We start from the raw sequence: 9,158 nt of genomic DNA, 5'->3' as shown, positions 1-9,158 counted from the left end.
TTCCGGTCGGCCAGCCGACCCTCTCCCGGGATGACCACACGCCGCAATGGCCGCAAGCCAAGCTGGACAACAAGCAGCGCACCGCCAAACCGCAAGAGGAATACAGCGTCATCCTGCAAGCCAAGGACGGCAAGACCTACAGCTACCCGTTGGATTTCAAACGCTGGGAAACACTGAAACCCGGCCAAGCCTTCACCGCCAGCGTCGGCATGGGTGATGAAGTGCTGGAGCTGGCCGCGCCGGAAAAGCCGTAAGGCGGGCGGGCATGATTCCGATACGCTGAAAAGACGCGCCGCAAAAATAAAAACCCCCGTCTTGTGGACGGGGGCTAGAGGAGTCGAGACATGGTCAGGCATTTTATTGTTATTGATGTTTAAGCCTGCTCTCTGCCTCTTGGGGCTTGCTGATAAATTTCTTTTTTTAGCTGTTGCGCCGTTCTGACTGGCGGGTTGCAGGATATATTGCAACGCCTGTGCCAAGCCCTGCCAATCCAATATAACCATATGAAAAATAAGTGAAATGATGAATTTTACACAGATACCAGCCAAAGTGTGGCTGTCAGATTACGACAAGAACAACGTCAGGTGGTGACAGCTTCATCAGCAGTTCAGCCCCAGCCTGACAATTGTGACAATCTGGGCGTTGGCCTGACATGGCGGTAAACTCAAACGCTGACCCTTTTTCACCCGGAACCCCCTGTATGCCTGACCTGAAGCAACAATTCCCTGTCCACGCCAGCCTGATCCACCTGAACCATGCGGCGGTCGCCCCCTGGCCGCAAGTGACGGTGGACGCCATCCAGGCATTTGCCGAAGAAAACGCCCGCCAGGGTTCGCTGCGTTACCCGCAATGGCTGGAAGTGGAGCAAGCCTTGCGGGAAAAAGCGCAACGCCTGTTCAATGCCCCTTCACCCGACGACATAGCGCTGGTAAAAAACACCTCGGAAGGGCTGTCTTTTGTCGCCTACGGGCTGGACTGGCAAGCAGGCGACAATGTGGTCGGCATCCGTCAGGAATTCCCCTCCAACCGTTTCGTCTGGGCGTCACTGGCGAACCAAGGCGTGGAATTCCGCCAGCTTGACCTGACTGCGTGTGAAGAAGAGCCGGAAGACGCGCTGCTGGCGCTGTGCGATGCGCGCACCCGGTTGGTCAGCGTCAGCGCCGTGCAATACGCCAACGGGCTGCGCATGGACTTGGCGAAAATCGGCGGTTTTTGCCGTCAGCACGGCATCCTGTTCTGCATCGACGCCATCCAGCAACTGGGCGTCATCCCCTTCGACGCACAGGCCGTCAACGCTGATTTCGCCGCCGCCGACGGCCACAAGTGGATGCTGGGGCCGGAAGGGCTTGGCCTGTTCTACGTGCGCCGCGAAATCCTGGAACAACTCAGCCTGACCCAGTACGGCTGGCATATGGCAGCGGATATGGTGGATTACAGCGCGGAAAGCTTTGTCCCCTACCCCCACGCGCGGCGCTTCGAATGTGGCAGCCCCAGCATGCTGGGCATCCACGCCCTCAACGCCAGCCTCGGCCTGTTGCTGGAAATCGGTATGGAAGCGGTGTGGCGGCAGGTTTCTGCAAAAATCACGTACTTGGCGGACAACCTGCAAACCCTGCCGGACATTGAAATCCTCAGCGACTTACGCCCGCAACGGCGCTCGGGCATCCTCACCTTCCGCCCGGCGGGAACGGATGCGGAAGCACTGTTCCGCCACTTGCAGGCCAACCAGGTATTCTGCGCGTTGCGGGGTGGCGGCGTCCGGCTGTCGCCACATTTCCATACGCCGCCGGAACAATTGGATACAGCCCTGCAACTGATCCGGCGCTATCAGGAAGCCCATTGACCTCAGCCCGCACGCTTAAAGCTTGCGCAATTCTTTCCGCAGTATCTTGCCCACATTGCTTTTCGGCAGCGTGTCCACGAACACCACCTGTTTCGGGCATTTGTAGGCGGAAAGCTGCTGGCGGCAGTAATCGCGCAGTTCCTCCAACGTCAGGCTTTCATCCTTCTTGACGATGAACGCCTTGACCACTTCGCCGGAATGTTCGTCCGTAACGCCAATCACGCCCGCTTCGAGAACCTTGGGATGGCCAGCGAGCACGTCTTCCACCTCATTCGGATACACATTGAAGCCGGACACCAGCACCATGTCCTTGATACGGTCAACCAGCTTGACGAAACCCTGCCCGTCAACCACCGCCACATCGCCGGTGCGCAGCCAGCCGTCGCCCGGCATCACCTTGGCGGTTTCATCCGGACGCCGCCAGTAACCTTGCATGACCTGCGGCCCCCGCACCCATAATTCGCCCTCGTCCCCTACCCCCAACTCGTTGCCGTCCAGGTCGCGGATCGAGATTTCCGTGGAGGGGACTGGCAAGCCGATCATGCCGTTGTAATCCTGCAAGGTGACGGGGTTGATGCACACCGCCGGGGAAGTTTCCGTCAGCCCGTAAGCTTCCAGCAAGATCGTGCCGGTCAGGGCTTTCCAGCGTTCCGCCACCGATTTCTGCACCGCCATCCCGCCGCCCAACGCAATCTTCAGGCGGGAAAAATCCACAGCGTTGATTTCCGGGCGGTTCATCAGCGCGTTGTACAAGGTGTTGACCCCGGTGATGAAGGTGAACGGTTCCTTCTGCAAATCCTTGATGAACGCAGGCAGGTCGCGGGGATTGGTGATCAGGACATTTTTCGCCCCAACCTCCATCGCAAACAGCGCGTTGGCAGTGAGGGCGAACACATGGTAAAGCGGCAACGCGGTGATGAACACTTCCTTGCCATGCTCCAGGTAGCCTTTGGTCCAAGCATCGGCCTGCAACATATTGGCCAGCAAATTGCGGTGGGTCAGCGCCGCCCCTTTGGCGATGCCGGTGGTGCCGCCGGTGTATTGCAGGAACGCAATGTCCCCATGCCCCGGCTGCGCATCCTGGTAGCTGGACGCATACTGCTTGCCCAGCCGCAGCGCCTGGTTGAAGCCGATCGCTTCCGGCAGATGATACGCAGGCACCATCTTTTTCACGTATTTGACGACGGCATTGACCAGCAACGATTTGGGGAAGCCCAGCAGATCGCCGATTTCGGTGGTGATGACGGTTTGGATGTCCACTTTGCCAATCACGTCTTCCAGCGTGTGGGCAAAATTGGCGAGGATGACGATGGCCTTGGCCCCGGAATCCTTTAACTGGTGCTCCAGTTCCCGGTCGGTATAGAGCGGGTTGGTGTTGACCACCACCAGCCCGGCGCGCAAAGCGGCGAACAGCACAATCGGGTATTGCAGGAGATTGGGCATCATGATGGCAACCCGGTCACCCGGCTGCAAACCAGCACCATGAATCAGATAAGCGGCAAACTGCCGGGTCAGCGTATCCACTTCGGCATAACTCAGCACTTTCCCCAGATTGCTGTAAGCGGGGCGGCCACGGTACTTGGCGACGCTGCGGTGAAACAAATCCGCCAGCGAAGCGTACTGCCCGATGTCGATTTCCGCCGGAACTTGTGGCGGGTAATTACGCAGCCATAATTTTTCCATTTCCTCCTCCTTTACCCGCTGCGCCGGGTTGTCATTATGCTGTCATCTTAATCCCTCGATCTTCAGCTATCCAGAAACAAATCAGTTATTAAGGTAGAATCAGGGCTAACCGCATACGCAGATAAATCCGTCACGCCAGCTATCCGTAGCACTTCTTCATCAATATGAAAATGACCGGTATGCTGGCGCGCATCCTGTTTGAGAATCCAGCAAGCGGCATCCGCCACAATGGCCGGTTTGCGGCACATCTCCGGCCTCACCCGACCGCCCAGCATCTGGATGGCTGCGGTCAGGATCACCGTGCGTGGCCACAATGCGTTGACCGCGACACGCCCGCGAAACTCTTCCGCCATGCCCAACACACACATGCTCATGCCGTATTTCGCCAGGGTATAGGCCAGATGCGGGGCAAACCATTTGGGCTGCATCGCCAACGGCGGCGACAGCGTGAGGATGTGCGGGTTCGGTGCCTGCAACAAATGCGGCAGGCAGGCTTGCGACACCACAAATGTGCCGCGCGTATTGACCTGCTGCATCAGGTCGTAGCGCTTCATGGCAGTTTCCAGCGTACCGCTCAGGTTGATGGCGCTGGCGTTGTTGACCAAGATGTCGATGCCGCCAAACGTAGCGACAGTCTGTTGCACCGCATTGCTGACCTGCCCTTCATCGCGGATGTCGGCCTGCAACGGCAGGGCTTTGCCGCCCGCCGCTTCGACTTCGGCAGCGGCGGTGTAGATGGTGCCGGGCAGTTTCGGATTCGCTTCGACGGTTTTGGCGGCGATGGCTATGTTCGCGCCCTCACTGGCGGCTTTTAGCGCAATCGCCAGGCCGATGCCACGGCTGCCGCCGGTAATGAACAAGGTTTTGCCGCGTAAGGTTTCCATGTCAGTTCCTCAGCGGCTTGCCGGTTTCGAGCATGTGCTGCACACGAGCCAGTGTTTCCGGCTTGCGCACCAGTTGGGCGAATTGCGCGAATTCCAAATCCAGCAGATCGTCTTCGCTCAAGGTATCGGTCATGTCGGTATCGCCGCCACTGAGCACCGTCGCCAACGTATCCGCAATCACTACGTCGTAATCGGTCGCCTTGCCTTGTGTGCGGAAATCGCTGACCGCCATTGCCATCGCCACTTTCGCGGTAGGGCCGGGCAGGTGGAAAATGGGAGGTTCCGGCGGCTGGTAGCCATCCACCATCGCCAACGCCCGTGTTTTGGCATCAGCCAGCAGGCGGTCGCGGTTCATGCTGATGCCATCCGTTGGGCGCAGGAACAGGTAATCTCTGGCTTCAAACGCCGATTTGGCAACCGTCGCCACGCTGATAATCTCGAAGCATTTCAGCACCGCAGGCAACGGGCCGCGCGGGAATCTGGGGTTGCTGCTCCAGCGATGCAGCATTTCCTTGCAGCCGCCCCAGCCGGGAATCAAGCCGACACCGGTTTCCACCAGCCCGACGTAGGTTTCCGCATGAGCTTGCAGCGCGTCGCAATGCAGCAGGATTTCGCAGCCGCCACCCAACGCAAGACCAAAAGGCGCGCCAATCACGGGGAATGGCGCGTACTTGAGCTTTTTGTAGGTCTGTTGACCTGCGCGCACAATGCCATCCACTTCATCCCAACCACCCAGTTTGGCAGCGAAGACCAGCAGGCCAAGGTTAGCCCCTGCCGAGAAGTTGCTGCCTTCGTTGTAGATGACCAGTGCTTTGTGGTTGCGGGGAACGAACTCGACCGTTTCCTCAATCATTTCCAGGATTTGTGGATCAAGGGAATTCAACTTGCTATGGAATTCGAGGCAGGCAACACCATCGCCAATATCCCACAAACTGGCGGCGTCGTTTTCCAGCAGCGGTTCTGCATGACGTTTGATATCGGCCAGCAGCAGAACACCTGGGGGACGTTGTAACGGAATATAGTTGCCATCGGGTTGCAGGTAGAGGGTTTCGTCCGCTTCATGTTGATAAAAACCATGCTTGCGCGCTTTTTCCAGTAACGGAGGAATCCCCCCCCTCCCTAGCCCTCCCCTCGCAAGGGGTGGAGGGGACAAGACACCATCCCCTCGTAGCTCGTCACTCCCTTCCCCCCCTGCGGAGGAAGGGTCGGGGATGGGGGGAATACTATCGGCTTGCAGATGTTGGGCGAAAGCCTCCGCCCCCAACTGGTCGATCAGCTCAAACGGGCCGTATTTCCAGTTGTAACCAAGCTTCATCGCGGTATTGACAGCGCAGATGTCGTCGGCAATTTCCGGCACCAGCGCGGCAGCGTAATGCAGGGTTTGCGACAGCACTTTCCACGCGTACTGCCCGCCTTTGTCGGGGTGTGAAACCAAGGCCTGCAAGCCGCCTTCTTTCGCCGCTTTCACGCTCTCCAGTTTGGCAGGCTGCGAAGGGCTGTATTCGCCGGTTTGCAAATTGATAGATTCCTTGATCTTTTGCCCACCGTCACGGTTGAGGCGGTAGAAACCACCCTTGCCTTTGCGCCCGGTATAGCCGGTTTCGATCATGTTCTGAATCAGTAGCGGCACACTGGCTTTTTTCAGTAGCAGATCGTCCGGCGGCAGGCTGCGGTTCATGCTGCGCATCAAATGCGGCATCAGGTCGATACCGACCAGATCGGAAAGGCCGAACACGCCAGTTTTGGGAATGCCCATCGGCTTGCCGACTACCGCATCCGCTTCCTCCACCGTCAGGCCAAGTGCAATCGCTTCCTGAATCGCGGTCTGTATCCAGAAAATACCGATGCGGTTGGCGATAAATCCGGGCGTGTCCTTGCATGGCACGACGCCCTTGCCCAGTTTCAGGTCGGCGTAGGTGCGGATTTTATCAGCTGCATCTGGATCGGTTTGCTCAGTGGTAACGACTTCCAGCAGACGCATGTAGCGGGGCGGGTTGAAGAAATGGGTGATCATGAAATGTGCAGCGAAGTCTTCCGGCAGACCAGACACCAGTTCATGCAATGGAATGGAGGAGGTGTTGGACGACACGATGGCGTCTGCTTTGCGCACCTGCGCCAGTTTGCGGTACAAATCCTGCTTGATGGCCAGGCGTTCAATCACGGCTTCGATAATCCAGTCGCAATCGCGCAACGCTTCCAGATCGTCTTCGATATTGCCGGGGGTGACGAGGCGGGCGTTCTTGTTGTGCATGAACGGCGCGGGGTCGGCCTTGAGCATTTTGCCGATGGCAGATTTGGCAATCTGGCTGCGATCGGTCGCGCCTTCCGGCACGATGTCGAGCAGCAGGACGGGGGTTCCGGCGTTGGCGATGTGGGCGGCAATGCCTGCACCCATCACGCCTGCGCCGATCACGGCAACTTTCTGGATATTCATCACACAGCCTCCAGTAGGGTTGCGATACCCTGCCCTCCGCCGATGCATTGGGTGGCGAGCGCAAACTGTTTGCCTTCACGTTGCAGCAGGGCGGCGGCCTTGCCGGTAATCCGCGCACCGGTAGCGCCAAGCGGGTGACCGATGGCGATAGCGCCACCGTCAAGGTTGATCTTGCTTTCATCCAGCCCGAGGTCGCGGATGCAGGCGATAGATTGGGAGGCAAACGCTTCGTTCAGCTCGATAATGTCGAGGTCGCTGGCACCGAGTCCGGCGCGTTGCAGGGCTTTCTGGCTGGAAACGACCGGCCCCAGCCCCATCACTTCAGGCGCACAGCCGGAAATGGCGATGCTGCGGATACGGGCAAGTATGGGCAGGCCATGTGCTTGGGCGAATTCTTCGCTGCATACCAGCGTGGCGGATGCGCCGTCGGTGAGTGGGGAAGCGGTGCCTGCGGTGACGGTGCCGTTGGCGTCAAAGGCGGGTTTCAGCCCAGCCAGCACGTCAGCAGTCGTGCCGAGGCGGATGCAGCCATCCTGCATCACTTTGCCAACCGGGATGACTTCATCCGCAAGTTTGCCAGCAGCTTGCGCGGCAGCGGCTTTTTGCTGGCTGGCGACGGCAAAGGCATCCTGCGCTTCACGGGAAATGGCATATTTTTTCGCCACGATTTCGGCAGTTTGCCCCATGCTGATGTAGGCAGTCGGCAGCATTTCGTATAGCCGGGGATTGGGCGACGGGTTGAAGCCGGTCATGGGGATGCGGGTCATGGATTCCACCCCGGCACAGATGAATGCGTTCCCGGCATTCATCTGGATAGCTCCGGCGGCTTGGTGGATCGCCTGCATGGAGGAGCCGCAGAAACGGTTGACGGTGACGCCGCCGACGGATTGCGGCAAGCCAGCCATCAGCACGACCAGCCGCGCCATATTGAAGCCCTGCTCGCCTTCGGGGAAAGCGCAGCCGAGAATCAGGTCTTCGATTTCGCTTCCATCGACGCCGGTTTTGGCCAGCAGGCCACTGACCGCAGCGGTCGCCAGATCGTCGGGACGGACTTTCACGAATTCGCCCTTGTTGGCGAGGGTAAACGGGGTGCGGGCGTACCCGGCAATGACAACGCTTTTCATATCCTCCTCCCAATGGTGTTATTCCATCCCCCCATCCCAACCCTTCCCCCGCAAGGGGTGAAGGGCTTTTTTCTTGTTCCCCCTCGCCCCTTGCGGGAGAGGGGGATTAGGGGGGTGAGGGGTAAGTTCGGAGTGAGCGCTTTGGGGCTAGTCATTCTCCGGCGTTTGCAGATGCGACAGGCATTCGGTTTCAATGCGGGTCAGTTCCTGCAAGGTCTGCTCCAGATCCTGCTGTTGCTGGCGCAATTGCTTGACCTTGGCCTGGATTTTTTCCAGCAGGTAGCGCAACTGGCTGCTGTGGGCGGGGTCACGTTCAGTGTGATAAAGGGCGAGGAATTCGCCGATTTCTTCCAGCGAAAAACCCAGCCGTTTGCCACGCAGGATCAGGGTCAGGCGGGCGCGATCCTGATAGTTGTAAACGCGATTGCTGCCGACCCGCTGGGGCTGGAGTAGCCCCTTGTCTTCGTAGAAACGGATGGTGCGGGTGGTGACGCCACATTCATCTGCCAGCTCGGAGATGCCCCAAAGTTTCTGCTCCATAGTCACTCCTTTCCCATCATGCTAGAAGAGGTTAACGTTAACGTCAAATACATGACGTTTTGTGTTGTTTATACGGGGGGAGTGTACAGCATTTCGATGTGGGGAACGCCTTCTTCCCAATATTCTGCACCTACAACGGTGAAGCCGAAATTTTCGTAGAACGTTTGTAAATGGGATTGGGCGCTGATGCGGATGGATTCGCCGGGGTAGAGTTCGGCAAGCTTATCGATGGCGACCTGCATGATGTGCTTGCCGAGGCCGGTGCGGCGGTAGGCTTGGGTGGTCAGCACCCTGCCGATGGCGGGTTCGGGGTATTTTTCGCCGGGGTCGACCACACGCAGGTAAGCGGCGAGTTTGCCTTCATGCAGGGCGGTCAGGTGCCAGGAATGGAGGTCGTGGTCGTCAGCATCCGGGCAGCAGAAACGTTGTTCGCCGATGAAGACGGTTTGACGGGCAAGCATGATGGCGTGGAATTGGGAGCCGGAGAGGTTTTCCAGTCTGGCCCAGTGGAAGTGGATGTTGTCCGTCAGCATATGTCCAACCTGTAAACCAAAACCCAAGGATATTGCAACTGGCGACGACAGGAAATCACCGTGTTTGGTATACTGCCGCCATCCTTCCTTCAGCAAGCGGGTTCGTTCATGTCACTC

Annotated in this window: 8 protein-coding genes; 2 read left to right on the top strand and 6 right to left on the bottom strand. The window is 58.4% G+C overall.

The window, feature by feature from the left end:
* Positions 1-254, top strand: a 254-nt coding sequence (locus VSS37_RS10540) for a hypothetical protein (RefSeq protein ID WP_324695012.1), incomplete at its 5' end; no start/stop codon positions are given.
* A 446-nt stretch (positions 255-700) separates the two neighbouring features.
* Positions 701-1,843 carry an aminotransferase class V-fold PLP-dependent enzyme gene (locus tag VSS37_RS10535; RefSeq protein WP_324695011.1) on the top strand — a complete coding sequence of 381 codons (1,143 nt, stop codon included), beginning with the start codon at positions 701-703 and terminating at the stop codon, positions 1,841-1,843.
* A gap of 15 nt (positions 1,844-1,858) precedes the next feature.
* Here the strand turns inward: VSS37_RS10535 and VSS37_RS10530 are convergent, their stop codons facing one another.
* From VSS37_RS10530 to VSS37_RS10505, 6 genes are all read right to left on the bottom strand, one after another.
* A complete protein-coding gene (locus tag VSS37_RS10530; protein WP_324695009.1) occupies positions 1,859-3,526 on the bottom strand; it encodes an AMP-binding protein in 1,668 nt (555 codons plus the stop codon).
* A gap of 62 nt (positions 3,527-3,588) precedes the next feature.
* Entirely contained in the window at positions 3,589-4,410 is an 822-nt protein-coding gene (locus VSS37_RS10525; RefSeq protein ID WP_324695008.1) for an SDR family oxidoreductase, read from the bottom strand.
* 1 nt (position 4,411) lies between these two features.
* Positions 4,412-6,844 carry a 3-hydroxyacyl-CoA dehydrogenase/enoyl-CoA hydratase family protein gene (locus VSS37_RS10520; protein ID WP_324695007.1) on the bottom strand — a complete coding sequence of 811 codons (2,433 nt, stop codon included), beginning with the start codon at positions 6,842-6,844 and terminating at the stop codon, positions 4,412-4,414.
* Positions 6,844-7,968, bottom strand: a complete 1,125-nt coding sequence (locus VSS37_RS10515) for a thiolase family protein (RefSeq protein WP_324695005.1) — start codon at positions 7,966-7,968, stop codon at positions 6,844-6,846. The genes VSS37_RS10520 and VSS37_RS10515 overlap by 1 nt, the downstream gene beginning before the upstream one ends.
* 147 nt (positions 7,969-8,115) lie before the next feature.
* A complete protein-coding gene (locus VSS37_RS10510) occupies positions 8,116-8,508 on the bottom strand; it encodes a MerR family transcriptional regulator (protein WP_324695004.1) in 393 nt (130 codons plus the stop codon).
* Positions 8,509-8,576: 68 nt separating this feature from the next.
* Positions 8,577-9,041, bottom strand: a complete 465-nt coding sequence (locus VSS37_RS10505) for a GNAT family N-acetyltransferase (protein WP_324695001.1) — start codon at positions 9,039-9,041, stop codon at positions 8,577-8,579.
* Between the last annotated feature and the right edge of the window lie 117 nt (positions 9,042-9,158).

This window comes from Candidatus Thiothrix phosphatis (assembly GCF_035668035.1).
Lineage (GTDB): Bacteria > Pseudomonadota > Gammaproteobacteria > Thiotrichales > Thiotrichaceae > Thiothrix > Thiothrix phosphatis.
Note: the sequence above shows the minus strand (reverse complement) of the source record. Positions and strands in the feature narration are given on the sequence as shown.

Bases quoted from the DNA above. Each gene is read 5' to 3' on its own strand.
- VSS37_RS10535 (WP_324695011.1), top strand. From the start codon at position 701: ATGCCTGACCTGAAGCAACAATTCCCTGTCCACGCCAGCCTGATCCAC.
- VSS37_RS10530 (WP_324695009.1), bottom strand. From the start codon at position 3,526: ATGGAAAAATTATGGCTGCGTAATTACCCGCCACAAGTTCCGGCGGAA.
- VSS37_RS10525 (WP_324695008.1), bottom strand. From the start codon at position 4,410: ATGGAAACCTTACGCGGCAAAACCTTGTTCATTACCGGCGGCAGCCGT.
- VSS37_RS10520 (WP_324695007.1), bottom strand. From the start codon at position 6,844: ATGAATATCCAGAAAGTTGCCGTGATCGGCGCAGGCGTGATGGGTGCA.
- VSS37_RS10515 (WP_324695005.1), bottom strand. From the start codon at position 7,968: ATGAAAAGCGTTGTCATTGCCGGGTACGCCCGCACCCCGTTTACCCTC.
- VSS37_RS10510 (WP_324695004.1), bottom strand. From the start codon at position 8,508: ATGGAGCAGAAACTTTGGGGCATCTCCGAGCTGGCAGATGAATGTGGC.
- VSS37_RS10505 (WP_324695001.1), bottom strand. From the start codon at position 9,041: ATGCTGACGGACAACATCCACTTCCACTGGGCCAGACTGGAAAACCTC.